Annotated in this window: 25 protein-coding genes; 11 read left to right on the forward strand and 14 right to left on the reverse strand. The window is 40.2% G+C overall.

Annotation, left to right across the window (positions count from 1 at the left end):
• Positions 1 to 138 precede the first annotated feature (138 nt).
• A complete protein-coding gene (gene htpG / locus WG905_RS08525) occupies positions 139 to 2,028 on the reverse strand; it encodes a molecular chaperone HtpG (RefSeq protein WP_339591293.1) in 1,890 nt (629 codons plus the stop codon).
• Between the two features lie 117 nt (positions 2,029 to 2,145).
• Between htpG and WG905_RS08530 the strand changes: the two genes are divergently transcribed.
• Both WG905_RS08530 and def read left to right on the forward strand, forming a co-directional pair.
• Positions 2,146 to 3,375 carry a M16 family metallopeptidase gene (locus WG905_RS08530; protein WP_339591469.1) on the forward strand — a complete coding sequence of 410 codons (1,230 nt, stop codon included), beginning with the start codon at positions 2,146 to 2,148 and terminating at the stop codon, positions 3,373 to 3,375.
• Positions 3,376 to 3,393: 18 nt separating this feature from the next.
• Entirely contained in the window at positions 3,394 to 3,954 is a 561-nt protein-coding gene (gene def / locus WG905_RS08535; RefSeq protein ID WP_339591294.1) for a peptide deformylase, read from the forward strand.
• Here the strand turns inward: def and WG905_RS08540 are convergent.
• From WG905_RS08540 to WG905_RS08550, 3 genes are read right to left on the reverse strand one after another with little or no spacing between them, the layout of a single operon-like run.
• Positions 3,951 to 4,586: a hypothetical protein gene (locus WG905_RS08540; RefSeq protein WP_339591295.1), complete on the reverse strand. Its 636-nt coding sequence runs from the start codon at positions 4,584 to 4,586 to the stop codon at positions 3,951 to 3,953. The two genes, def and WG905_RS08540, sit on opposite strands and share 4 nt — an antisense overlap.
• A gap of 55 nt (positions 4,587 to 4,641) precedes the next feature.
• Positions 4,642 to 4,887 carry a NifU family protein gene (locus tag WG905_RS08545; protein WP_339591296.1) on the reverse strand — a complete coding sequence of 82 codons (246 nt, stop codon included), beginning with the start codon at positions 4,885 to 4,887 and terminating at the stop codon, positions 4,642 to 4,644.
• A gap of 44 nt (positions 4,888 to 4,931) precedes the next feature.
• Complete coding sequence (locus WG905_RS08550) at positions 4,932 to 6,011, reverse strand: Mrp/NBP35 family ATP-binding protein (RefSeq protein WP_339591297.1); 1,080 nt, start codon at positions 6,009 to 6,011, stop codon at positions 4,932 to 4,934.
• Between the two features lie 117 nt (positions 6,012 to 6,128).
• Here WG905_RS08550 and WG905_RS08555 point away from each other — a divergent pair, with 117 nt between their 5' ends.
• The 3 genes from WG905_RS08555 (at position 6,129) to WG905_RS08565 (ending at position 9,609) form a co-directional block, all read left to right on the forward strand.
• Entirely contained in the window at positions 6,129 to 8,297 is a 2,169-nt protein-coding gene (locus WG905_RS08555; RefSeq protein WP_339591298.1) for a transglycosylase domain-containing protein, read from the forward strand.
• A 15-nt stretch (positions 8,298 to 8,312) separates the two neighbouring features.
• A complete protein-coding gene (gene hpt / locus WG905_RS08560; protein WP_339591299.1) occupies positions 8,313 to 8,858 on the forward strand; it encodes a hypoxanthine phosphoribosyltransferase in 546 nt (181 codons plus the stop codon).
• 88 nt (positions 8,859 to 8,946) lie between these two features.
• Positions 8,947 to 9,609: a phosphatidylserine decarboxylase family protein gene (locus WG905_RS08565; protein WP_339591300.1), complete on the forward strand. Its 663-nt coding sequence runs from the start codon at positions 8,947 to 8,949 to the stop codon at positions 9,607 to 9,609.
• On the opposite strand, the gene WG905_RS08570 is transcribed toward WG905_RS08565, so the two are convergent.
• From WG905_RS08570 to rplS, 3 genes are all read right to left on the reverse strand, one after another.
• Complete coding sequence (locus WG905_RS08570) at positions 9,606 to 10,124, reverse strand: SgcJ/EcaC family oxidoreductase (RefSeq protein WP_339591301.1); 519 nt, start codon at positions 10,122 to 10,124, stop codon at positions 9,606 to 9,608. The two genes, WG905_RS08565 and WG905_RS08570, sit on opposite strands and share 4 nt — an antisense overlap.
• 101 nt (positions 10,125 to 10,225) lie before the next feature.
• The gene (locus WG905_RS08575; protein WP_339591302.1) at positions 10,226 to 11,053 is read right to left on the reverse strand and encodes an AraC family transcriptional regulator; all 828 of its coding nucleotides are present in this window, start codon (positions 11,051 to 11,053) and stop codon (positions 10,226 to 10,228) included.
• 130 nt (positions 11,054 to 11,183) lie between these two features.
• Positions 11,184 to 11,531: a 50S ribosomal protein L19 gene (gene rplS, locus WG905_RS08580; protein WP_431844508.1), complete on the reverse strand. Its 348-nt coding sequence runs from the start codon at positions 11,529 to 11,531 to the stop codon at positions 11,184 to 11,186.
• 269 nt (positions 11,532 to 11,800) lie between these two features.
• Between rplS and WG905_RS08585 the strand changes: the two genes are divergently transcribed.
• Complete coding sequence (locus WG905_RS08585; protein ID WP_339591303.1) at positions 11,801 to 12,154, forward strand: hypothetical protein; 354 nt, start codon at positions 11,801 to 11,803, stop codon at positions 12,152 to 12,154.
• Here the strand turns inward: WG905_RS08585 and trmD are convergent, their stop codons facing one another.
• The 3 genes from trmD to WG905_RS08600 all read right to left on the reverse strand — a co-directional run bounded on the left by trmD (position 12,155) and on the right by WG905_RS08600 (position 14,033).
• Positions 12,155 to 12,832, reverse strand: a complete 678-nt coding sequence (gene trmD, locus WG905_RS08590) for a tRNA (guanosine(37)-N1)-methyltransferase TrmD (protein WP_339591304.1) — start codon at positions 12,830 to 12,832, stop codon at positions 12,155 to 12,157.
• A gap of 10 nt (positions 12,833 to 12,842) precedes the next feature.
• A complete protein-coding gene (rimM, locus tag WG905_RS08595; protein WP_339591305.1) occupies positions 12,843 to 13,370 on the reverse strand; it encodes a ribosome maturation factor RimM in 528 nt (175 codons plus the stop codon).
• 108 nt (positions 13,371 to 13,478) lie between these two features.
• Positions 13,479 to 14,033 carry a 30S ribosomal protein S16 gene (locus tag WG905_RS08600; RefSeq protein WP_339591306.1) on the reverse strand — a complete coding sequence of 185 codons (555 nt, stop codon included), beginning with the start codon at positions 14,031 to 14,033 and terminating at the stop codon, positions 13,479 to 13,481.
• Positions 14,034 to 14,176: 143 nt separating this feature from the next.
• On the opposite strand from WG905_RS08600, the gene WG905_RS08605 reads away from it, so the two are divergent.
• A complete protein-coding gene (locus WG905_RS08605; protein WP_339591307.1) occupies positions 14,177 to 14,722 on the forward strand; it encodes a 5' nucleotidase, NT5C type in 546 nt (181 codons plus the stop codon).
• A gap of 3 nt (positions 14,723 to 14,725) precedes the next feature.
• Here the strand turns inward: WG905_RS08605 and pfkA are convergent, their stop codons facing one another.
• The 4 genes from pfkA to WG905_RS08625 form a co-directional block, all read right to left on the reverse strand.
• Positions 14,726 to 15,709, reverse strand: a complete 984-nt coding sequence (gene pfkA / locus WG905_RS08610) for a 6-phosphofructokinase (RefSeq protein WP_339591308.1) — start codon at positions 15,707 to 15,709, stop codon at positions 14,726 to 14,728.
• Complete coding sequence (locus tag WG905_RS08615) at positions 15,702 to 17,408, reverse strand: protein-disulfide reductase DsbD family protein (RefSeq protein ID WP_339591309.1); 1,707 nt, start codon at positions 17,406 to 17,408, stop codon at positions 15,702 to 15,704. Before WG905_RS08615 ends, pfkA begins: the two co-directional genes overlap by 8 nt.
• Before the next feature lie 106 nt (positions 17,409 to 17,514).
• Positions 17,515 to 17,964, reverse strand: coding sequence for a protein-disulfide reductase DsbD N-terminal domain-containing protein (locus WG905_RS08620; protein ID WP_431844509.1), 450 nt, complete (start codon positions 17,962 to 17,964; stop codon positions 17,515 to 17,517).
• A gap of 120 nt (positions 17,965 to 18,084) precedes the next feature.
• Entirely contained in the window at positions 18,085 to 18,858 is a 774-nt protein-coding gene (locus WG905_RS08625; RefSeq protein ID WP_339591310.1) for a biotin--[acetyl-CoA-carboxylase] ligase, read from the reverse strand.
• A gap of 42 nt (positions 18,859 to 18,900) precedes the next feature.
• Here WG905_RS08625 and rsfS point away from each other — a divergent pair, with 42 nt between their 5' ends.
• The 4 genes from rsfS to WG905_RS08645 all read left to right on the forward strand — a co-directional run bounded on the left by rsfS (position 18,901) and on the right by WG905_RS08645 (position 23,238).
• Positions 18,901 to 19,275, forward strand: a complete 375-nt coding sequence (gene rsfS / locus WG905_RS08630; protein WP_339591311.1) for a ribosome silencing factor — start codon at positions 18,901 to 18,903, stop codon at positions 19,273 to 19,275.
• A 23-nt stretch (positions 19,276 to 19,298) separates the two neighbouring features.
• Entirely contained in the window at positions 19,299 to 21,401 is a 2,103-nt protein-coding gene (ftsH, locus tag WG905_RS08635) for an ATP-dependent zinc metalloprotease FtsH (RefSeq protein WP_339591312.1), read from the forward strand.
• 46 nt (positions 21,402 to 21,447) lie between these two features.
• Positions 21,448 to 22,092 (forward strand): LutC/YkgG family protein, encoded by a 645-nt coding sequence (locus WG905_RS08640; RefSeq protein WP_339591313.1) that lies wholly within the window; start codon positions 21,448 to 21,450, stop codon positions 22,090 to 22,092.
• A gap of 63 nt (positions 22,093 to 22,155) precedes the next feature.
• Positions 22,156 to 23,238 (forward strand): 3-oxoacyl-ACP synthase III family protein, encoded by a 1,083-nt coding sequence (locus tag WG905_RS08645; protein ID WP_339591314.1) that lies wholly within the window; start codon positions 22,156 to 22,158, stop codon positions 23,236 to 23,238.
• The last annotated feature ends 168 nt before the right edge of the window (positions 23,239 to 23,406 follow it).

The following is a 23,406-nucleotide window of genomic DNA, read 5'->3' on the forward strand; positions in this document are numbered from 1 at the left end:
GACCTTCTTATGTGCAACTCATCTTTTAGGGATCCTTTATTGATCCTTAATTGAAATGCAAGTGAACGATAAAAGGGAAACAAAAAAGCCTGTCAGCATGATGAATGCGACAGGCTTTAAATATGATTGATTAATTGCTTAGATCAACTCCACGCTTCTGCTTACAAAGGCTGTTAATTCAGCACCGGTAAGCATTCCTTGTGTTAATAAAGCTAAATCTACGGCTTGCTTAGCCAAAACTTTCTGTTCTTCTTCATTCTCGGTTTTCAAGATACGGGAGATCAGCTTATGGTTACCATTGATGGCTACTTTGTAGTTATCAGGCATGGTGCCATAGAAACTCATACCGCCACCCATTTGTGCCATATCCTTCATCCTGCGCATAAACTCGTCCATGGTTACAGTTACCGGAAGTTCATCCGGATTTAAACCTACCACCTCTACATTCATCCCTGGTTTGGTAATTGCTTTTTCAAAAACTTCCTTTACCTGTTTTGCCTGTTCTTCGCTTAATACAGATTCAGTGATTTCATCCTTTTCAATCAGCTTACTGGCAACACTTGAATCAACACGCTTCAAGGCTGTTTTCTCCAGCTTACTCTCTAATCCCTGGATAAAGTGATTATCGATCGGTGAATCCATCACCAACACATCATAATCTTTTTTATTAGCCGATTGGATAAAGCTATCTTGTTTAGATGGATCGGTTGAGTAAATATAAACCACCTGGCCATTTTTATCCGTCTGGTTATCTTTTACCTTTTCTTTGTATTCTTCTAGGGTGTAATTCTCTTTTTTAGTATTGGTCAATAAGGCAAAGTCTTTCGCTTTTTCGTAAAACTTTTCTTCACTTACCATACCGTATTTCACAAATAGACCGATATCGCCCCATTTCTCTTCGTAACCTTTACGGTCTTTATTGAAAAGCTCACCTAATTTATCAGCTACTTTTTTAGTGATATAGCTATTGATCTTTTTCACGTTTTTATCAGCTTGTAAAAAGCTTCTGGAAACGTTCAAAGGAATATCCGGTGAATCAATTACCCCGTGCAGCAACATCAGGAATTCCGGCACAATATCTTTTACCTCATCGGTAATAAATACCTGGCGCGAAAACAACTTGATCTTGTTCCGTTGCATTTCGAAATCGTTCTTCACTTTAGGGAAGTACAACACACCGGTCAGGTTAAATGGATAATCTACATTAAGGTGTATCCAGAATAATGGATCTTCTGAGAAAGGATATAATTGTTTGTAAAAATCAAGGTACTCCTGGTCTGACAAATCTGCAGGTGCTTTTGTCCAGATCGGGTTGGTGGTGTTAATGATGTTATCAACTTCAACCGAAGTGGATTTAGGTTTACCTTCTTCGTCTTCACCATCAGGAACCTGTTCTGTTTTAGTACCGAATTTAATAGGCACAGGTAAGAATTTACCGTATTTATCTAGAATTTCTTCCAGTTTAAATTTGCTTAAAAACTCTGCTGATTCTTCATTAACGTGTAGAATGATGTCTGTACCACGTGTAGTTCTGGTACCTGTTGTGATTTCATATGAGGTACTACCATCACAAACCCAGCGTGCAGGTTCTGCACCATCCTGGTAACTCAGGGTTTGAATTTCAACTAAATCAGCCACCATAAAGGCAGAATAGAAGCCTAAACCAAACTTACCAATGATTTCATTGGCATCTTTGGCGTCTTTAAATTTCTCTACAAACTCGCTTGCCCCGGAAAAAGCCACCTGGTTGATATATTTTTTAATCTCTTCGGCCGTCATTCCCAAACCATTATCAGAAATAGTAATGGTTTTATTCTCTTCATCCAAAGCCACTTCTACTTGTGGATTGCCAAGCTCGCCATTGTACTGACCTAGTGCTGCTAAACGTTTTATTTTCTGAACGGCATCAACCGCATTGGAAACCAACTCCCGCAAAAAAATCTCATTGTCTGAGTACAGGAATTTCTTAATGATGGGGAAAATGTTTTCGGTGTGTATGGAAATACTTCCTTTTTCTTCTATGCTCATATGTTTAGACTAATTTTTGTTTTACTTCTCCCTTACAGCAAGCTGTGTTCCAATCTTAATATTTGACATTTTGACAGTAAACAGCTTATGCTACAGTTGCGTATCTTTGCGTTGATTATGGTCTATAACGTACATACTTTAAAAAATGGCATACGTCTTTTACATGTGCCTTCTCCTTTTGCAATCTCCCATGCCTGCATCATCATCAACAGTGGCTCAAGAGATGAAAGCGAATCACAATCAGGACTTGCCCATTTCATAGAGCACCTGATTTTTAAACGTACCGAGAAAAGGAGTACCAACCAGATTTTGAACCGGCTGGAGAGTGTAGGTGCGGATTTAAATGCCTATACCACTAAAGAATATACCTGCGTACATGCTTCATTTTTAAATCCTTACCTCGACCGCACCCTGGAATTGTTTAATGACATAATTTTTCATTCTACCTTTCCTGAGGAAGAAATGGAAAAGGAAAAGAGTGTGATTCTGGATGAGATTGCCTCTTACCTTGATCAGCCGGAAGAAGCCATTTATGATGACTTTGAAGACCTTCTTTTTGATGGCCATCCCCTTGGGCGCAATATTTTGGGTACGAACGAGAGTGTCAGCAAATTATCAAGAAAGGATATCGATGACTTTATGGCCGCCAATTACCATACTGATGAGGTGGTGATTGCCGTGTTGGGCAATTATTCTCTGGCTAAACTGGTAAAAATAGGCGAAAAGTATTTCGGCGATATTCCCGCTAATTTAAAACAAAGAAAACGAGCGGCACCGATCACCAATCCGGTTAAAGAGTTGATTTTCCAGAAGCCGATTTCACAGGCACACAGCGTTTTAGGGAGTCAGGCTTACAGCTTGCATCATCAAAATAAAACCGGTTTATTGTTGCTGAACAATCTTTTGGGAGGTAATGGCATGAGTTCTATCCTGAATTTACAGATCCGTGAAAAATATGGTATTGCCTACACCATTGAAAGTGGTTACAGCCCTTTAAGTGATACCGGGTTATTTACCATCTATTTTGGTACGGATAAAGAAAAAGTGGAACGTGCGCTTTCCCTCATTTTTAAAGAATTAAAACGGCTGCGCGAAAAGCCATTAACTGACGTCCAACTGCAGAAAGCTAAGCAGAAATTTATCGGACAAATTGCTTTAGGGGAGGAAAACAGGATCGGATTGATCGTTTCTATGGCAAAAAGTTTAATAGATTATGACAATATTGACGATCTGCAAACCGTTTTTACCAAGATACAGGCCGTAAGCAGGCCAGAAATGGCCGATATTATCAACGAAATCCTCGATGAAAAAAATCTTAGTGCCCTAACTTTTTATCCTTTAACCTAATATTCGTATTTTTGTGCCATGAAGTTTCCAATAGTAGCCTACGGCGATCCGGTTTTGAAAAAAGTTTGTAAGGATATAGAACAAACTTACCCTGATCTAAAACAACTCATCAGCGATATGTACGAAACCATGTATGGAGCCAGTGGAGTTGGATTAGCGGCCCCTCAGATTGGTTTACCCATCCGCCTGTTTGTCATTGACACCGGGACTGATGAAGACGGAAAAGAAGGCTTTAAAAGAGTACTGATCAACGCAGAAATTGTAGAAGAATCTGGCGAAGAATGGGCTTTTAATGAAGGCTGCTTAAGTATTCCTGACATCAGAGAAGATGTAATGCGCAAACCAGTCATCTTAATTAAATATTATGATGAAGACTGGGTATTGCACCAGGAAAGAGTTTCAGGTATGCCTGCACGTGTAATACAACACGAATATGATCATATTGAAGGTAAGTTGTTTACTGATAAATTAAGCTTGCTGCGTAAAAGAATGCTAAAGGCTAAATTAGACAACATTGCTAAAGGAAATGTGCACACAGAGTATAAAATGCGCTTCCCTAAAGTAACTAAGAAACGCTAATCTTCTGAGCGGTTTTTATCCCCGTTTAAGATTTGCTGCGTTAATTTACCCCATGCAAACGGATTTAGTAATGGATTCGTTTGCACCATATTCTTGTTTAAGGCCCTGTCGTGGTTCAATCTCCAGTTTATGGAAGAAATCTCTCCCGCATCCCTGGACAAGGTCTGTCCCATGCCGACTAAACTTTGTCTGCTTAAGTTCTTTTTTGCAATTTCCAGGTCATCATCCGCAACTTTCATCGATAAAAAGTCCTTGGTGAATTCCTCCGCCGTTGCCCATGGATAAATGTTTACCGTGGGCAGGTAAACAATTTCACTCTGCATTTTCACCATCGCAGTATACTTGTCCTCAGGAAGATCATGAGGAATGACAAGCTGTGTTTTGGTGAAACCTACAGCTGTATAAACAATGGTATCTCCGGGATGTGCAACAAATGAAAAGTACCCTTTATAATTGGCAGAACGCTGTTCATTGGTATTAAGATTACTCATCGTTACATAGGGCACAACCCTATTGCTATCTACATCTGTAATTATTCCAGAAAACTGTATCAACTTGCTTCCTGAAGGCTTTTGTTGTGCAAAAGCCCCAAGAACAAGAAATAACAATAAAATGGTAAAATTATACTTCATTCTACGAAAGTAAAGGTAATAATAGCAATGAATAGTTAAAAATTGTTAAAAGGTATTAAACCGGTTCTGCCAGGTCAACAGCGACAACAGAAGTAATCTGCGGTACTGCTTTCATAATGGCTTGCTCAATGCCTGCTTTCATGGTCATATAGCTCATTTTACAAGATCCGCAATTCCCCAATAATTTCAGTTTAACTACATTATCTGATGTAATTTCCTCTATGGCAACATCTCCCCCATCTGCTTTTAAATAAGGTCTGATTGTTTCCAATGCCTGCTCTACTTGCTCTATTAAATCCATCTGACTATCTTGTTTATATTATCTATGATTTATAAAAATACTAATTATTTGGCAATTACACCTTGTGCATTGTTAATTGCCACTTGCTGTGCCACTCTGCCGGCTATTTCTGAAAAGCAGGCTGCTAAAACACTACCTTCGTTCAAGGCTACCGGCCTACCGCTATCGCCACCTTCGGTGATACTTTGAACAATAGGGATCTCCCCAAGGAAGGGCACATCAAAGGAAGCTGCAAGGGCTTTACCGCCATCTTTTCCAAAAATATAATACCTGTTATCCGGCAATTCTTCTGGCGTAAAATAAGCCATATTCTCTATAACGCCCAGAACCGGGATGTTAATACCTTGCATTTTGAACATCAGCAAGCCTTTTCTTGTATCGGCAAGTGCTACTTGTTGTGGTGTGGTCACAATTACCGCCCCCGCTATTGGGAAACTTTGTGTAATTGTGATATGAATATCACCGGTGCCCGGTGGCAAATCTACAATCAGGTAGTCAAGTTCACCCCAATCTGCGTCGTTGAACAATTGCTTCACCGCATTGGATGCCATAGGTCCGCGCCATGGCACAGGTTGATCAGGATTGGCGAAGAAGCCCAGAGAAAGCAGCTTAATGCCGTATTTTTCTATGGGAACGATCAGCGTTTTTCCATCTGCTGTTTCTCTGGCAGAAGGTTTTGCATCGTTTAACCCAAACATCATCGGAACGGAAGGACCGTAGATATCGGCATCGATTAAGCCTATTTTAGCCCCATTTGCAGCCAATGTTACCGCAAGGTTACTGGCTACGGTAGATTTACCCACCCCACCTTTACCTGAGGAAACCAAAATAATATTGCGGATGCCCCGCAACTGTGCTGTATCTGCAGGTTTGGTAACCCGGGAAGTAACATTGATATGAACCACGGCATCCTGCGCCACGAAGTATTTAATGGCATTTAGACACGCGTTGGTAAGCATGTCTTTCATAGGACAAGCCGGCGTCGTTAATTCCAGCGTAAAGCTGATCTCTTTATCTGCGATTTTCAGGTCCTTGATCATGTTCAAAGTAACCAGATCTTTCTTAAGATCAGGATCTTCCACATTTCTCAGGGCGGCTAAAACTTGTTCGTTCGTAATAATCATTACCCAAAAATAACCAAAACCCCTTACAATAAATTGAGTTTAGGGTTTTTAAGCGTAATTTTAACACGAAATAAACATTTGTGTTTATCGTTAATCAAAATACTGCTATATTATCGCATGGATTTACCGAAAATTAAGATCCCAAAAAAATATATAAAAATTGGTGCCTGGATAGCAGGCATATTTCTTACCCTCTTTATTGTTGCCGGCGCTGTTGCTTATAGCAAGAGATCTGACCTCTTAAAAACCTTTATCGCAAAGGCCATAGACAAAGCGGATAAAAGTTATGGCTTAGAAGTTAAAATTGGCTCTGCCGGCTTTAATGGATTAAGTACGCTACACATGAGCAATATCACGGTGGTGCCGAAAGACAGGGACACCCTGACCACTATTGAAGATCTTACCATTGGTGTGAAGCTGTTCCCCCTGCTTGTTGGAGATATCAAACTGTCTGAGATGACACTGAGCAATGGCAAAGTAACCGTGGTAACGAGAGATTCATTGACCAACCTTGATTTTATTCTGAAAAGAAAAAAGAAAGACAGTACGGCGACTAAAAACAAGACCGACCTGGCTCACCTTGCACAAAACCTGCTGAACCAGGTTTTATATAAAATACCGGATAACATGGTGGTGAAAAACCTCTTGTTTCAGTTTAACGACAATGACACGGCTAAAGTAGATTTCATGACCAGCACCGCGACCATTGATGACGGTGATTTGAAATCCACCATCGTGGTAAATAACCAGGAATCCACCTGGCATGTCAATGGCGTCGTTAATCCGGCTAAAAAGCACCTGGATGTGCTGCTCTTTGCCGAGAACAAAAAGGTTGAACTACCCTACCTGAACAGAAAAATGAATGCGAAGTTAAGCTTCGACACCGTAAGGACGGTTTTAAAAGAAGCCAACTACCGAGCAGGGGTGTTTAAGGTTCAGGGATCATGGTCTGTTAAAAACTTATTGATTAACCATGCAAAGATTGCCGCTAATGATGTGGTTGTTCCCGAGGCAAGGATTGATGCAGATGTGTTATTTGGAAAGAACTATGCTGCCTTAGACAGCACCTCCACGGTTTATCTAAAAGACGCCACATTTCATCCCTACTTAAAATACACCTTGTCGCCGAACAAAATCTACGAGGTTAAAATTCATGCCGCAGAGCAGGAAGCGCAGGCTATTTTAAATGGCTTTCCACAAGGGCTTTTTGAATCGCTGGAAGGGTTGAAAGTAAGCGGAAAGGTGAAATATGATCTTCATTTTTTCCTTGACTCTGCCATTCCAGACAGTGTAAAATTTACTTCAAGCCTTACGCCGAACAATTTTAAAATACTGAAATGGGGTAAAACCAACCTGCAGAAAATAAACAACACCTTTGTTTATACGCCATATGAGTATGGGAAACCGATGCGTAACATTACGATTGGCCCTTCTAACCCCAACTTCACACCATTATCGGAAATATCCAGTAATTACAAAAACGCTTTGTTGACTGCTGAAGATCCTTCTTTTTTCACCCATAAGGGCTTTGTGATGGAGTCCATCCGTAAATCTTTTGCGGTAAATTTTAAGGAAAAAAGATTTGTGCGGGGCGGAAGTACCATTTCGATGCAGCTGGTTAAAAACGTGTTCTTGAGCAGGAATAAGACCCTGGCCAGAAAAGCGGAGGAGATTTTAATTGTATGGCTGATTGAAAATAACCGCCTGGTGAGTAAACAACGCATGCTGGAGGTTTATTTCAACATCATTGAAATGGGCAGGAATGTTTATGGCATCGGTGAAGCTTCCCGCCATTATTTTGGGAAAACGCCAGGCAATTTAAGTGTTGGTGAGGGAATATTTCTAGCCAATATTGTGCCCCGACCGAAAATTGCCATGTATAAATTCAGGGGAGATGGGGGTTTAAAAGACTATATGTACAATTATTTCAGGTACATGGGCAATATCATGGCCAGACGCGGCCTAACTCCTGTCGATACGAATGGTTATGGGTTTTACAATGTACGTTTGAGAGAGGGCTTGCGACAGTACTTGTTACCTGATTCAACAACTTTGGATACAACCGCCTTTGATGACGATGACGATACGCCGGTTATAGAAATGCAGGATGAGTCTAAGAACCTATTCGACAGGCTTTTTGGACCTAAAAACACTAAGGACACCAGCGGAAAAGCTACCGCGAAACCAGATACGGTTCAAAAAACCAAAAAACAGTTGCGTCAGGAACGTAGAGAACAGCGCCAAAGGGAAAAAGAAATGGAAATACCGCAAAGCGGCGGACAATAGTTTTTTTAATAAAATATGAATTTCATACAAATAGAAGATAAGGATTTTGAAATCTTTCTGGAGAATGACCAGATCAGTAAACGAACCCGTTTAATAGGGATACAACTAAATGTGGATTATGAAGATCGTTGCCCCATCATTATCGGGGTTTTAAATGGCAGTTTTGTGTTTATGGCAGATCTGTTGAAAGAAATTGAGGTTTCCTGTGAAGTCGCCTTTATCCGCGCCTCCTCTTATAATGGGACAGCCAGTACCGGTGTCATTAAAGAAGTTTTGGGATTGCCTGATAACCTTCGTGACCGGGATATTTTGATCGTTGAAGATATTGTAGAAACGGGTATTACGTTAAAATATATTCTGGAAAAAGTTTATTTACAAAACCCCGCTTCCGTGAAGGTATGTTCGCTGTTATATAAGCCCGCTGCCTTGTTGAAAACCATTCCTGAATTGGAATATATTGGGTTTGAAATTCCGAATGAGTTCGTGGTTGGCTATGGATTGGACTATAACGGGCTTGGAAGAAACCTGAAAGACGTCTACCGGGCGGTTAAAAACAGTTAATTTACCACTTATATCTTTATAATTTTAATGTTGTGCGTGTCTGTTGGAATAAATTTACCAATTTTACGCCAAATTATTTTTTGACCAAATGACGATACATAAAGAAGGCTATACAACGATTGCAATTACTTTGTTGTTTATTTTTGTTTTAAATGCTTTTATTGACTACCGATATGCTGATATCACCTGGCTTCGCTGGCTGATTTATATCTTGTCTTTTGCCTTATTTTTAACAGTCCTGCAATTCTTCAGAAATCCGAGACGCGCTTTTGCTTCGGATGATCAGGTGATGATTTGTCCCGCTGACGGTAAAGTTGTGGTTATTGAAGAAACTGAAGAAGGTGAGTATTTTAAAGACAGGAGATTGCAGGTTTCTATTTTCATGTCGCCGATCAACGTTCACATCAACAGAAATCCGATTTCCGGTGTGGTGAAGTTTTTCAAATATCACCCAGGAAAATACCTGGCAGCATGGAACCCTAAATCATCTACCGAGAATGAGCGTACAACAGTAGTTGTAGAGCACAGTTCTGGTGTTCCGGTATTATACCGCCAGATTGCAGGTGCTTTAGCCAGGCGTATCGTGTGGTACGTAAAAGAGGGTGACATCGTTGAACAGGGAAAAGAATTTGGCTTTATAAAATTTGGTTCAAGGGTAGACATCTTTTTGCCTTTGGGCACCAAGGTTAACGTAGAGCTTAACCAGATGGTTAAAGGTGGTATTACTGTACTTGGTGAACTGAAAAGCTAATCTCCCTTAGAAGCGATTTTTGCTATTGGACCATCAGTGATAACGGGTGTAGCTTGTGTGCAAGCAATTCTCCAAACATCATTTTGTTTTACAAAGGTATGGATGGCCATACCTTCCCTTTTATGACCTTTCGTATCTCCTTTGGTGCCATCAGGAAAATAGACATCCCGTTCAGTCTGGTCTGCGGCATGTACAATGACCAAAGCCACTGAAGGTGCCATAAAGCGAATATTCTTAACGGTATATTTGGTGCTGAAGTTTTTTAATATGATGTCTTTTACTACAGCGATGCCCTTTTCAATCTCTGCCTGCCCATTCCAGACCGCGCCAAGGGGATTAATTAGAATGGCATCCGGCATATAGGTTTCATCTGTAAAAAATGAAAAATCATCTTTGTTCCATTGGTTTTCCAATTTTTGAATGATATCCTTCAATTGTTGTTCGTCATCAGCGCTTTGCCCAACAGCAGTGAAGCAAATCAGCAGACTGAAAATTAATAATTTGATGGTTTTCATGAGCTTCAGGTATTATGTTCATCTTCAATTATCTATCATAGCTAATTTATACAAAGCCCCTGCCTGTGCATAGCATAAACACGACAATAGTTGTGGAGCATTTATACAATCGTACGATACAGTAATCGCCAGCAGCTCTTTTCGATATCCTTTTTTAAGAGTTCAGGGGTTGTACCGGCGAAGTCTTTGAACGCCCTGATCATGTGCGTCTGGTCGGCATAACCGCAAATAGCCGCTATCTGCAGCCAGGTAAACTGTGGTTGTTCCTCACTTAATATACGCGAATTGTCGAAACGCTGGAGCCTGGAAAACAAGACAGGCGACAGGCCAATTCTTTCTCTAAATTGCCTTTCAAGTTGTCTTTTACTAACGCAGGCCATTTGGGCCAACTGACTGATGTTGAGCATCTTTTTCGTGACCAGCATTTGCTTAAGTACCCTGTCGACCGGCAATAAGGGCTTTAGCCGCTTTACCATCTTCAATAGATAAGCTTCAATAACAGCGATCATCCTGTCAAAATTAGACTCTTCGCGCAATTGTATGGACACTTGTTCAATTTCCGGCCCTAAAAGCAAGGCTGCGTCGAAATACTGATCAACCATTTCATGCATGGGCCGTCTTAACAAACGGTGCAGGCCGCTAGGATGAAAATTAACGATAATGATGAGCATGTGACTGCCCATACAGAGATCAACACGGGTTAATTGTGGCCCGACAATGGTTTGTTGAGGTAACTGGACAATATGCTGATAAGTGTTACTAAAGCATGTAACCTTATCATAAGGAAAGAAATAAAGGGAATGGCCAGGCTGTGGAGGAAAAGGGAAAAGTGCTTCCAGTCCGGTTTGATCAACCTTACGATGGATCAGAATAAACTGGCTAATAAAATCCTGCAGGCGCCATTGAGGTGTATAGCGAAATGATACCATAACACATCGATAAGGTATTCATTACAAAGCGATTAACCTTACAATTGTTTTGCTAAACTAGCCAGGATTATTTAAAACACAAAAAGCCTCCCTGGTTAACCCAGGAAGGCTATAATATGTTTGAAGAGAATTAAACTCTTTTAGTTTTAATACGGGCGGCTTTACCAGTCAATGCACGTAGATAGAATAATTTCGCTCTGCGCACTTTACCGTGACTGTTAACTTCGATTTTTGCAATGTTAGGAGAGTTGATCGGGAAAATACGTTCAACACCTACGCCATTGGACATTTTACGAACTGTAAAAGTTTCATTAGCACCTACACTGTTACGTTGTAACACTACGCCTTGGTAAATTTGAATACGTTCCTTATTACCTTCGCGAATTTTATAGTGAATACTCACTGTATCTCCTGATTTGAATGCAGGAAATTCATTTTTTACGATTACCTGCTCTTCAACAAATTTTACTAAATCCATGATTTTAAGCTATTAAACCGACTTTCTGTTGATTGAAAATCGGATTGCAATATTAGGGATATTTTTTGGAATATAAAAGCTATTTTTTGAATTTCTCCACATTCTTTAAATTTTCCACATTCTTGTGCTATTTATTGTTGATCTATTTCCTTAAATATTTGATAGAACATCTAGTATTTTGCTTAAATTTATAAGAACCAAACAATGTTTTCTTAAAATCAAAAAAAGATTTAGAAATTAAAGCGCTTGTTAAACTCAACTCAATCACTATGTATTTAAAAACGATAGTCGCCGAAATCTTAAAGAAGAATAACAGGTCTCTGAGCTGGCTTTCTGTTGAGATGAACAAAACCTTCGACGGGTTAAAGCTGAGCCTTCTAAAGGGCTCTATGAAGTATAATGACCTGCTTTTAATGGCCAAAGTTTTGGATGTGCCGCCTACTATATTTTTTGAGGAAACTAACCCGACTCATGTAACGGAAAAAGAAGCTTTAAAAGTGGCAGACACCAATCACCAGACCTCACATTTGGAATTAGAGCTGAGAAACTACAAAGAAATGGTATCTACTTTGAAAGAGCAGTTGAAGGATAAAGACAAAATTATATTCCTGTTGAGCAAATGATTAGTCATTCAATAAATCCGGTCTTCGTTCACGCGTTCTGGCCAGCGCTTGCTCGTGGCGCCACTCGTTGATTTTTGACTCATGTCCGCTCAGTAAAATATCAGGCACCTTATGACCTTTCCAGTCAGCGGGCCTGGTATATACCGGGGCATCTAAAAGCTCGCCCTGGAAGCTGTCTGACAGGGCAGAAGTTTCATCATTTAATACACCGGGGATCAGTCTTACAATGGCATCTACCAGTACAGCTGCAGGAAGTTCTCCGCCAGATAACACATAATCTCCTATAGAGATCTCCCGGGTCACAAACAGGTCCCTGATGCGTTGATCTATGCCCTTATAATGCCCGCAAAGGATAATGATGTTGCCTTTACCAGATAGTTCGTTAGCGATGGTCTGGTTAAGCGTAACGCCATCGGGACTCATAAAAATTACCTCATCATAAACTCTTTCCGCTTGCAGTGCTTCAATACACCTGGCAAATGGAGGAATAGACATCACCATGCCCGAACCTCCGCCATATGGATAATCATCAACGCTTTTTTGCTTGTTCTCCGCATAATCCCTCAAATTGTGTATAACAATTTCTACAATGCCCTTATTCTGGGCACGCTGTAAGATAGAATGAGCAAATGGACTCTCCAATAAAGCTGGTAACACAGAGATGATGTCAAAACGCATTATATGGCGATTAAGGGTTAAGGTATAAGTCTAATAGACCTTCGGGAAGGTCAACGAGTAAGGTTTGTTTCTCTTCGTCAATTTCAATGATCATATCATCGTTTAACGGAAACAGCACTTCTTTATTTTGATAAGTGACCGTAGCGACGAATTGTTGCGGATATTCATTGACTTCAAGGATTTCACCGAGCTCACCATGTGTTTCATCTGAAACGGTAAAGCCTACCAGATCAAAATAATGAAAATCCTCGTCCTCACGGTCAGGCATCTTGTCGGCAGCAATGTATATTTTCTTTTTCACCAGTGCCTGCGCCTTGTCGATATGGTCGATATCATCGAAATAGATGTTCCCGGTGCTGTTATTTTGTAACTTAACAGACGAAACAAAAAAAGGAACCATCTTACCGTTGATGTCAGCAAAAACTACATCCAGATCCAGAAGTTCAGGCGCATCGTATTCAAAATACAGCTGTAACTCCCCTTTCAGGCCTTTTGTTTTAGTAATATAACCGATGTAATGCGCTTCTTCCAATTTCATGATGATATAATATCCGCCGTTTTATGGCGATAAATATGGTGGTAAATAAAAAAAGCGAAGGGGATCCAACTGAATGACTCCTTCGCTTTTTTCTAACATTAAAAAAGACTAAGCTTCTTCTTTGTTTTCTTCTGATGCAGTTTCAGCAGCAGGAGCTTCTTCAGCAGCTTCATCAGCAACCGGTTCTTCAACTACTTCTTCTACAGGTGCATTTTTCAATGCAAGTGCAGCGCCACGATCAGCATTTTTCTTAGCTTCTGCAGCTAATGCAGCAGCTCTAACTTCACCTTTAGATTTAGTTAAGTTATCTTTTTTGCCTTCAATCTGCTCACCTTTAGTACCTAACCATTCAGCAAATTTAACTTCTGCTTGTTCTGCGGTTAATGCACCTTTTTTAACACCACCTTCTAAGTGTTTTTTGTATAAAACACCTTTGTAAGAAAGGATAGCACGACAAGTATCCGTAGGTTGTGCACCTTTGTTTATCCAGTCTAATGATTTTTCAAAGTTAATATCAATGGTAGCAGGATTGGTATTTGGGTTGTAAGAACCTAAACGCTCAATAAATTTACCATCTCTTGGTGAACGGGAATCCGCTACCACTACGTGGAAAAAAGGTTTTCCTTTTTTACCGAATCTTTGCAATCTGATTTTAGTTGCCATTTTACTTTAATTTATGTATTCAACATAGTCCCGGAGCTGAATGCTTGCGGGGATGCAAAAGTAAGTAAAATACTAATGGCAAGCAAGATGCAACAAATTAAAATTCATATGTACAAATCCCGCCTCAATTAAAGATATTTGAAATGAACAAAGACAGCCTTATGAGAATAGCGATAGACATGGATGAAGTACTAGCCGATCCTTTGAAAAAATTCATCAAACTGTACAACAGGGATTATGGCATCCCACTGGATACTTTGATTGATCCGGGAAACGAAGTTTACCACCATGTACCTGAACACCTGAACCGTAAATGGTATGAATACATCAATGAAAAGGGCTTTTTTAGAGACCTGGACGTTATTGAGGGCAGCGTTGAAGCCCTGAAGAAACTCCAGGAACAACACGAAGTTTATATAGTTTCGGCAGCAATGGAGTTCAGGAATTCGCTGGAAGATAAGCTGGACTGGCTGACGGATCACTTTCCATTTATTTCCTGGGAAAACATCATCTTCTGCGGCAATAAAATAATTGATGCCGACGTCCTGATAGACGACCGGATCAAGAATTTCAATAACTTCAAAGGGCGTACGCTGTTGTTTTCGTCACCTCATAATCTATTGATTAACGACTATGAAAGGGTAGACACGTGGAAGCAGGTCCTGGAAAAGCTCTATGTAAAGGCTTAAGTTTTACAGGGATAAAATTTCCACCAGTTTTAACCATGCAGGACTTACTTCTTCGATATCTATATGTTTGACGGCATGATCAAAGGGAGTAAACACAATTTCCCGGTTCATCTGACCAACCATTTCACCAGTATGACCGCTCAAAAGACCTTCTACAGCCGCAACACCAAATCGGCTGGCAATCACCCTGTCCATGCAGGTTGGGCGGCCGCCTCTTTGAATATGGCCTAATACGGAAACCCTGATATCATAGTTAGGGAATTTGCCTTTTAATACTTCTCCAATATTGAAGGCGCCACCGGCATCGTCACCTTCAGCAACGATCACTATTTTGGAAGCTTTATCCTTACGACCGTGTTCCAGCCTGTTAATTAAGCCATCCATGCCATCTTTAGCTTCCGGAATGAGGATAGCCTCAGCTCCAGCGCCAATACCACTGCGAAGGGCAATTAAACCGGAGTCACGACCCATCACTTCTACAATAAACAAGCGGTTATGTGATTCTGCTGTATCCCTGATTTTATCTACAGCATTAATTACGGTGTTGATTGCCGTGTCATAGCCTATTGTAAAATCTGTACCAGCGAGATCGTTATCTATTGTACCAGGTAAACCAATAATTGGAAAATCAAACTCCTTCATGAAAACGTTGGCACCATTGAAGGTACCGTCACCACCAATTACAATCAGGGCATCGATGTTATGAGCTATAAGTTGATCATAGGCTTTTTGTCTCCCTTCAGGTGTACGGAAACTATCACAGCGTGCGGTTTTTAAGATTGTGCCTCCCCGCTGAATAATATTCGCCACAGATTTGCGGTCCATATCAATAAAATCACCCTGAACAAGTCCTTCGAATCCTCTTAAAATCCCCGTAACTTTTAAATCATAATAAATTCCAGCCCTAACCACTGCCCTGATGGCAGCATTCATTCCTGGAGCATCTCCTCCTGAGGTTAAAACCCCTATATTTTTAATTTTATTCATTTACTTTCGCTTTATAATTATCTATACCGCTTTGTAAAAAAGCAGCGTAGGCTTTGGCATCAAATATAGCGCCTTCCGGTGCTACGAGGGGTTTTAAATCTTGTCCGGCCATCACGTAAAATGGCTGGGAATTACTTTGGTAAACCGAAGCCTGGAAATCACTGTTCCATTTGCCTAAATCCGTAGTTTTAGTGCGGAGGACTTCAGAATAATGTACTTTATTTTCAGGCATTTTAATGCCTCGCTCATCCACATATAACTGGATCAGCACAAATTCTTCTTTAATCAACCGGGCTACTTCTTCATCTACCCACACCCGATCTTCCATTTTCCGGCAGTTAACACAAGAGTGACCGGTAAAATCTATGAGTACCGGTTTGTCAACGATTTTAGCATAAGCCATGCCCTCATCAAGGTCAAAGAAAGCATTAAAACCATGGGGCGGATGTAGTACGTCGTCATATTTCACCTTAGACGGAAAATCGCTGACACTCGTGGTGCTACTGGAAGTATTGCCGCCAAGAATAAAATCCTGAGTGTGCATCGGCGGTGCGATACCACTTAAAATATTAACTGGGGCACCCCATAATCCTGGTACTAAATACAAACCGAATGCAAGGGAAATGATGGCAAAGAATAGTCTTGGCACCGATACATAAGGCAAATCACTGTCATGAGCGAACTTAATTTTTCCTAAAATATAGATTCCCATCAAAATAAAGATCACGATCCAGAGTACCAGGAAGACTTCCCTGTCGAACCATTCCCAATGCCATACCAGGTCTGCTGCAGAAAGGAATTTTAAGGCTAATGCCAGCTCCAAAAACCCAAGGCAGACCTTTACACTGTTGAGCCAGCCGCCCGATTTTGGCATGCTGTTTAAGAAGCCCGGAAAAATAGCTGATAAAGTAAAGGGCAATGCAAGGGCAAGGGCAAAACCAAACATCCCTACTGCAGGGCCAAGGATTTCGCCTTTAGCACTCGCCTGAACCAATAACGTACCTATAATTGGGCCTGTGCAGGAAAAAGACACCAGGGCAAGCGATGCTGCCATGAAGAAAATACCGCCCAAACCCTTACTGGTATCGGCTTTCTGATCTATTTTATTTACCAAAGAACTCGGTAAAGTAATTTCAAATGCTCCAAAAAAGGAGATGGCGAAAACAACCAGCAGTATAAAGAAGGCAAAATTAAACCATCCGCTGCTACTCAATTCATTCAGTTTCGCAGAACCAAAAAATACGGTAATGAGTAGTCCGAAGGCCACATATATAATGATAATTGATATTCCGTAGATAATGGCCTGACCGATTCCTTTTTTCCGGCTGCCTGCTCTTTTGGTGAAATAACTAATCGTTAAAGGCACCATCGGGAAAATACAAGGCATCAGGAATGCAATTAAACCACCGGCTAATCCCTCCAGAAAGGTTTGCCATAAAGTTCTCTCTGTATCATCACCAACTTTAACAGGCGTATTTGCTGTTGTAGCGACCTGTGTATCAGGCTTAACGTCAGCAACCTGACCTGTGTCTTTTCGAAGATTATTTGCCGCTGTGTCTGCAGCCGAGCCTATTTCTGTAAATTCTATTTCTTCAAAAACCGCAGTACTATCCGGATCCTGCTGGAAAGCATTGACCGGCGACAGGTTAAGTGTGAAAAGGGTGAGAAATATGCCTAAAAATAATATAAACCTTTGCATAGTTTTTTATAAGGCGGTGAAATTAGCGATAATTTTTTTGGAACAAAAAAAGCGCGACCAGTTTGGTTGCGCTTGTTACAATTCGATGTCATAAAATCTATAAAAATTACTTGACCTGGACAGTGAACTCTACTTCGGTGGGCGGTAGACATTTGGTCTCATCACATACCATATATTCCAGCTTGCCTTTTATGGTGGCGGTTGGCTTTAAGAGCTTTACCTTCTGCTGGAAAATTACTTGATTTTTAAAATAACTTACATCCATATTGAAAACCTTTTCAAATTTAGTGGCAGGCTTTGGCTCTATGGTCTTCCCTACCTTGACAAAATCTTTTGAGGGAGCAAATGTGAAACTGGTTTTTATCGGACCACCTGGTTTTATGTTTTGGGAGTAAATATGCCAGCCATCCTCTATAGTCGCTTTTAAATAAATAATAGCTTCAGTCTTGCTAATTTTCTTTTGTCCGTACGACCAGGTAACCGGATTTTCTATCTGAGCAAAAGCGCCAAAGGAGATAAAAAAGAATGCTAAAATTAATGTTACTTTTTTCATCATTATATGGTTTGTTATCTATTGTTATCTAAAGGTGATGAAGCTATCATAAGGTGATGATGGTTTCATCTAAAATTTATTTAAAAGTGATGCCCGCTGTCATCATTTTTTTGCAATTCAGGTTTATTCAATTAAAAATTCAACCTCTTTAAAATTATAGGCTTTTTCAATGCCCTTACTTTTAATCACCAGCAAGCCTTGATCCGTTACGCCGGTTAACACGCCTTCAAATACCTGGCCATTATGCAGATATTTGCCAGGTTGATTGTACCACATTAACCGCTCCAGGTAATCTACTTGCAATGAAAAATGCTTGTTTGATTTTAATTTTAAATACTGACTTTCAATATGACTGCAAATAACCGCTAATAGCTTAATCAAATTAACATCTTTATGTAAAATTTGTGATAGAGAAATTGCGCGGTCTTTCAAAGCGCCTGAAAAAACGGCTTGATTCACATTTAATCCTATGCCGATAATTCCGGTTTTGTAGGTATGCCCGCTCAAGAGGTTTTCTATTAAAATACCCCCTAATTTCTTCTTCTGAAAATAGATGTCGTTGGGCCATTTGATTTGAATGTCATCCCCTACCAGTTCCTTTAAAGCATCATTTAAGGCCACACTCACCACCATATTTAACAGAAATTGCTTTTGAACAGGAAGAAAAGCAGGCCTTAAATATAGGCTGAATGTAAGGTTTTTACCGGGTTCAGACTGCCACGAGTTTTGCTGTTGTCCCCTTCCAGCAAATTGATTATCTGCCATAATTACAGTACCTTCTGCTAATGGCTCGGATTTTGACACCAATAATTTTAAATAATTATTAGTAGAATCGACATCTGATAATTTGATAAGATTTTGACCAACAAAAAGTGTTGAAAAAGTGTTATTTTGCAAGTGTTGATTTATATTTGTTGTTGATCAAAACTAAAAAATTTAATGGTAAAAAAGAAAATAGGAAACCTTTCAACATACTTATCTGAAATAGCTGTATATGGTATACAGGAAAAAAAAGGTAACGATATTGTGCGTTTGGATTTAAGAAACCTTAATAGTGCTGCTTCAGATTATTTCATCATCTGTAATGCAGATTCTTCTACACAGGTAAAAGCCATCGCGGATAGCGTAGAAGATGAAATTTACAAAAAAACCCAATCAAATCCCTGGCGCAAAGAAGGTCAAGACAATGCCGAATGGATAATTCTTGACTATTTTGACATTGTAGTTCATATCTTTAAAACCGAGAAGAGGAATTTTTACGGAATTGAAGATTTATGGGGCGATGCTCTGACGACGTCCTACCAAAGCGCTTAATTAATATATAACATTTTGAATCAATGATAAAAGATAAAGAAACTACGAAGCCCAAATTGATTAAAAGAATTCCGAATATTCCTAAGAAGCCGCAAAAAGGCGGAAAATTCAATATCTTTTGGGTTTATGCTGCCATTATTTTGGGATTGATCTTACTTCAATTCCTTTTCAATGCCGACACCAGCAAGCCTGTGCCTTACAAAACTTTTGAAACACAAATGCTTCTAACCGGTGACGTAGAAAAGATTGTGGCTTATAAATATGAAGACCTGGTAAGGGCTGATGTTTTTATTAAAAAAGATAAAATTAAAGATCCTAAGTATGATCCATACCGTACCAAAAGTAATTTTGGGGCAGCAGAAGGTCCAACCGTTTACTTTACGGCAGGTTCTATGGATGGTTTGGATACGCAGCTAAAAGAATCACAAAAGGATATTCCGGAAAATGCACGTGTGTTAGCGGTTAAAGAAACCAGACAAAGCACTTTTAATTCGTGGTTCTTTACTATTATTGTTCCAATCTTATTGTTTGCGGGATTCTGGATTTTCATCATGCGCCGAATGGGTGGTGGAGCCGGTGGTGGTGGCGGACAGATCTTCAATATTGGAAAATCTAAAGCAACCTTATTTGACAAGGAAAGCCAGGTAAACGTTACTTTTAACGATGTTGCCGGTCTTGAAGAAGCAAAACTGGAAGTAATGGAAATCGTCGATTTCCTTAAAAATCCTAAGAAATATACCAACCTGGGTGGTAAAATCCCTAAAGGAGCCCTTTTAGTAGGTTCTCCTGGTACTGGTAAAACATTGCTAGCCAAAGCTGTTGCTGGCGAGGCCCAAGTGCCTTTCTTCTCACTTTCAGGCTCTGATTTTGTCGAAATGTTTGTGGGTGTTGGTGCCTCAAGGGTACGTGACTTATTTAAACAAGCCAAAGATAAAGCTCCTTGTATCATTTTTATTGATGAGGTGGATGCCATTGGCCGTGCGCGTGGTAAAAATAGCATGATGGGTGGAAATGACGAGCGTGAAAATACATTAAACCAGTTGTTAGTGGAAATGGATGGTTTTGGAACCGATTCAGGAATCATTATCCTTGCTGCGACAAACCGTCCTGATGTATTGGATTCAGCATTGTTAAGACCTGGAAGGTTTGACCGTCAGATTTCTATCGACAAACCGGATTTAGTAGGCCGTGAGCAGATCTTTAAAGTTCACTTGCAACCTATCAAAACCGCCGAAGTAGTGGATGCTAAAAAGCTTTCTGCTCAAACGCCTGGCTTTGCTGGTGCTGAAATTGCAAACGTATGTAATGAGGCTGCTTTGATTGCTGCCAGACGCAATAAGACGTCGGTTGACATGCAAGATTTCCAGGATGCCATTGACCGTGTTATCGGTGGATTGGAAAAGAAAAATAAAATCATATCACCTGAAGAAAAGAAAATTGTTGCCTACCATGAAGCTGGTCACGCTATAGCCGGATGGTTCCTTGAACACGCGGATCCATTGGTTAAGGTTTCCATTGTACCTCGTGGTGTTGCTGCTTTAGGTTATGCTCAATATCTTCCTAAAGAGCAGTTTCTATATACTACGGAACAACTAACTGATGGCATGTGTATGACCTTGGGTGGACGTGTAGCTGAAGAAATTGTATTCAGTAAGATCTCTACCGGTGCACAAAATGACCTTGAACGCATTACTAAATTAGCCTATGCAATGGTTACCTTTTATGGTATGAATGCTGCAGTAGGTAATGTGTCGTTCCATGACCCAGGAAATGAATATAACTTCAATAAACCTTATTCTGAAAATACAGCTCAGCTGATAGATGAAGAAGTTCGTAAAATAATTTTTGATGCCTACGAAAGAACTAAAAAACTGCTTACAGATAACCGCGCTGGTCTAGAAAAACTTGCTAAGAAATTATTGGAAAAAGAGATCCTTTTCCAGGCAGATTTAGAAGAGATTTTAGGCAAACGTCCATTCGATCACCGCACCACTTACGATGAGTTTGTAAATGGAACCGGAGATCAGACGCCTGCAGCTGAAGGTCTGTTGCATGATGGTGTTGGTGAAACCGCAGATCCGTCTGAAATCAACACCAACAATCCTACACCGAAAGTGACAAATTAAATTATATCCTGCTGCCGTTCCTGGAACGGCAGCAAATTTAATTCCTATGCAAGAAAATATTACTTCTAAAGAGCTGATGTTAAAGAAGATCCGGAAAGCACTCCTTGAAAAAAGAGATAATCCGTATCCTAACCTGGAAGACACAGCGCTGTATAAAAGTAATGATGAAATTCTGGAAGTACAATTTGCCGAACAGCTTAGTGCCATGTCCGGCAATTTTATTTTCTGCGAAAATGGAATTGATTTCATAGAAAACATTCTGGAACTTGCTGATAAGTATAACTGGAGAAAAATCTACTGCTGGGAACCTGAATTACAAGCATTGCTTGAACATTATGAATTCCCCTTTTATAAGACCGATAAGGACTTCGAAATGGCCGAGGTTGGCATTACACTCTGTGAAGCTTTAATTGCTCGTAATGGCTCTGTAATGGTGTCAAATCATGGAGAAGCTGGCCGAAGGTTAAGCATCTACCCCCACCATCATCTTGTGATTGCCAGAACCGGACAATTAGTCCCGGATTTGAAAGAAGCTTTTGCTTTGCTCAAAAGTAAATATGGGACACAGTTACCATCCATGGTCAGTACAATCACTGGCCCCAGCCGAACGGCAGACATAGAAAAGACGCTTGTTTTAGGTGCACATGGACCAAAAGAGATCTTCGTTTTTCTGGTTGACGATTTCAGTTAATTTTGTTCTTTGATTAATTAATGTTAATTTTATACTGTATACTAAAACAGTATGTAGTACAAAATGAACAATAACAAGCACCTATACTCTATAATCGCAGGAACAGGAAGTTATATCCCTGAAACTAAAATAGCCGGAGACTCCTTCCTGGGCGCCACATTTTTCGAAAACGGGCTGAAACTGGAAAAGGAAAATTCAGAAATAATATCAAAATTCACAGAAATTACCGAGATCGTCGAAAGACGGTATGTCGACACCCTACATGTCAACAGCACCATCGCTTCCATTGCTGCTCAAAACGCAATTGATGATGCGGGCATCGACAAAGAAAGTCTTGATCACATCATCTTCTGCCATAATTTCGGTGACGTAAAGCTGGACAGTAACAGAATGGATATGTTGCCTGCCCTTGCTGCAAAAGTCAAACAGGAGCTCAGCATCTTAAACCCTGACTGTGTAGCTTACGACCTCATATTCGGTTGTCCTGGATGGATACAGGGATCGATACAGGCAGATTACCTTATCAGAAGTGGTGATGCCAAACGGGTACTCGTTATCGGATCAGAAACATTGTCCAGAATCATTGATCCTCACGACAGAGACAGTATGATATTTTCAGATGGCGCAGGCGCCGTTGTGTATGAAGCAAGAGAAAGTGAGGAGCCTGTAGGAATACTGGCACATAAAACCCAAACTTTTGCTGCAGATTACGGCTATTTGCTGACCATGGGAAAGAGCAATAATCCGGAGGCCTGTCAGGATAATACCTACCTCAAAATGCAAGGCAGAAAACTTTACGAATTTGCAGTAATTAACGTTCCGCAGGTGGTAAAAAAAGCACTGGATAAGGCTGGCGTAGGCATAGAACAGATTAAAACCGTGTTTATCCACCAGGCTAACGGAAAGATGGACCATGCCATCATGAAACGCTTATTTAAACTTTACAACATAGATAAAGTACCGGAAAACCTTGTTCCGATGACCATTTCCTGGTTGGGGAACAGTTCCGTTGCAACCATTCCGACGCTATTGGATCTCGTAAGAAAAGGTGAGGTAGATGGATATAAAGTGGAGGAAGGACAATATGCTGTATTTGCATCTGTTGGTGCGGGAATGCATATTAATGCCTTCGTTTACAAGTTCTAATTACTTGTTTCAAAACAATTGATCGCCAGATTGATTACCTATGTGTGGAAACAGGTAGGTAGTAGTAGATTAAACATCATAAAAACAAAGATTTTTGACCCAAAATAATGATTTTTGATCATTTAATGAAATGAACATAATATGCTAAAAACATAAAAAAACGGCCTG

Origin of the sequence: Pedobacter immunditicola (assembly GCF_037482985.1) — a bacterium.
Taxonomy (GTDB): Bacteria; Bacteroidota; Bacteroidia; order Sphingobacteriales; family Sphingobacteriaceae; genus Pedobacter; species Pedobacter immunditicola.